Below are 2,071 nucleotides of genomic sequence, written 5' to 3' on the forward strand. Positions count from 1 at the left end.
CTTACTTTCTTGCTTTTTTAGCTGTATTTGCAGGGATTGGTTGTTTAAATGCAATATTAGGCTGGATCACTAGCTTAACGTAAAATGTATAGCGTTTATTAAGGCTGTTGCTAACTTCAGCCTTGAACCACTTTATTTTAATTACCCCGTCCATATTTAATACTTCTTTTATAATAACGCCAAACTCGCAATTAAAGGTTAGTTAAGGTTATAATCACCTGCTTTGTAATATAAACAATTGAACAGTTAAAATTATGACTCAAGTAACACCAGCAATTATCAAAAACAGCATAACTACAATTGCTGATTATCCAAAAGCGGGCATTATGTTTCGCGATGTAACCACTTTAATGGCAAATCCAGAAGCCTTTAAAGCAACTATTGACGCGTTTATCGCAGAATATAAAGATCAGGGCTTTACTAAAATCATAGGCACAGAATCACGTGGTTTTATTTTTGGTGCGCCATTGTCTTATGCGTTAGGCATTCCGTTTATTCCAGTACGTAAACCAGGTAAGTTACCACGCGAAGTTATTCGCCAAGATTACTTACTTGAGTACGGTGAAGACACGCTAGAACTGCATGTAGATGCAATTGTACCTGGCGACAAAGTATTACTAGTTGATGACTTATTAGCAACTGGTGGCACAATTGAAGCCACTGCTAAGTTAGTTAATAAACTAGGTGGCGAAGCCACAGATGCAGCATTTGTTGTATCACTACCAGAACTTGGTGGCGAGCAGCGCATCAAAAAAATGGGTATTAAAATCCTAAAATTGGTTGAATTCGAAGGCGAGTAATCGATGAGTTATCAGGTTCTAGCGAGAAAATGGCGTCCTCAAACCTTTCATGAATTGGTTGGGCAGTCTCATGTTAAGCAAGCGCTTGTAAATGCGCTTACGCAAAATAGACTGCATCACGCTTATTTATTCACTGGAACCCGCGGTGTAGGTAAAACCACCATTGCACGTATTTTTGCTAAAAGCTTAAATTGCGATGAAGGTATATCTGCAAATCCGTGTGGACAATGTAGCAGCTGTTTGGATATAGAAGCAGGGCGCTACATTGACCTACTCGAAATAGATGCGGCTTCTCGTACAAAAGTAGAAGACACTCGCGAAATACTTGATAACGTTCAATATGCACCAACGCGTGGACGTTATAAAGTATACCTAATCGATGAAGTTCACATGCTTTCTAAGCACAGCTTTAATGCGCTTTTAAAAACGCTTGAAGAGCCACCAGAGCATGTGAAATTTTTATTGGCGACCACCGATCCTCAAAAATTACCAGTCACTATATTATCTCGCTGTCTACAATTTAACTTAAATGCCTTGTCGCAAAGTGAAATTAAAATACAGCTTGAACACGTACTTACTCAAGAACAGCTTAGCTTTGATACCGATGCACTTAGCATTATTTCAAAAGCCGCTGATGGCAGTATGCGTGATGCACTTAGCTTAACCGACCAAGCTATTGCGCAAACAAATGGTGATATTAATAATCAAGCAGTACAAACAATGCTTGGTTTAATGGATACTCATTATAGCCAAAGCTTGCTTGCAGCATTACTTGCACAAGATGGCGCTGCGTTAATGGATGAGATTGCGCAGGTGGCAAGTCGTAATCCTAATTATGTGGCATTGCTTGATGATTTAATTGCACTTACACATTTAACACAACTAACCCAGTTAGTGCCTGAAGCGGCAGGGCTAGATGAAAAAAATGTAGATTATATTGCTCATGTTGCACAACATACGAGCCCACAACAAATTCAAATTTATTATCAGTTACTGTTAAATGGTAAAAAAGATTTACAATGGGCACCAGAGCCTCGCTTAGGTTTTGAAATGATTATGCTAAGATTATTAGCATTTAAGCCTACAGACGCGCAACAAACTGTACACACAGCAAACGAAGAGCCGGCCCCAAATAAACAAGGCCGTGCAAATGCACTGCGAGATATATTAAATAAAAATAAAACATCGCAAAACACCGTAGCTGGCCAAAGCAGTGCTCCAGTAAATAATATTAAGCCAGTTAGCAATGCCGAGCAGCCTAAAGCCGTTGA

The 2,071-nt window shown here is 39.3% G+C and carries 2 protein-coding genes; both read left to right on the top strand.

All coding sequences use genetic code 11. From position 1 onward, the window contains the following. The first annotated feature begins 254 nt into the window (after positions 1 to 254). Complete coding sequence (apt, locus tag H5072_RS17870) at positions 255 to 800, top strand: adenine phosphoribosyltransferase (protein ID WP_002962303.1); 546 nt, start codon at positions 255 to 257, stop codon at positions 798 to 800. Positions 801 to 803: 3 nt separating this feature from the next. Continuing rightward, on the top strand, positions 804 to 2,071 hold a 1,268-nt coding region (dnaX, locus tag H5072_RS17875), incomplete at its 3' end, for a DNA polymerase III subunit gamma/tau (RefSeq protein ID WP_182694318.1).

The organism is Pseudoalteromonas sp. SR45-5 (genome assembly GCF_014163565.1).
GTDB classification, from domain to species: domain Bacteria; phylum Pseudomonadota; class Gammaproteobacteria; order Enterobacterales; family Alteromonadaceae; genus Pseudoalteromonas; species Pseudoalteromonas distincta.

What these genes read in the sequence shown, in the direction of transcription:
- apt (WP_002962303.1), top strand. Translation starts at nt 255, where the DNA reads ATGACTCAAGTAACACCAGCAATTATCAAAAACAGCATAACTACAATT.